This window comes from Adlercreutzia sp. DFI.6.23, assembly GCF_024462535.1.
Lineage (GTDB): Bacteria > Actinomycetota > Coriobacteriia > Coriobacteriales > Eggerthellaceae > Adlercreutzia > Adlercreutzia rubneri.
This window is the reverse complement of sequence record NZ_JANGBP010000717.1, coordinates 1-291: the sequence shown is the minus strand read 5'-3', so window position 1 is coordinate 291 and position 291 is coordinate 1. Positions and strand designations below refer to the sequence as shown.

Genomic DNA, 291 nt, shown 5'->3' with positions numbered 1-291 from the left:
CTGTTCGCCTATACGGGCGTGGCGACGCTGCATGCTGCGGCCGGCGGTGCGAAGGAGACGACGACGGTGGACTTGTCTCAGACGTACCTGGACTGGGTGGCCCGCAATCTTGCGGCCAACGGGTTCGCCTTCGAAGTTGTTGACAAGCCGAATCGAAGGGATCGAACGGACGGAGGTTCGGCGAGGGGTCGGCGGGGAGGGGCGGCCAACAAGCTCGTTCGCGCCGACGTCACTCGCTGGATCGCCGAAGCGGGCCGCCGCCATGAGCGCTACGACCTTATCTTCTTGGAT

General features: G+C 64.9%; 1 pseudogene. It reads left to right on the top strand.

Annotated features, from left to right (window positions below):
• Positions 1-291: pseudogene (locus tag NE591_RS15190) on the top strand (hypothetical protein); the annotation flags it as partial.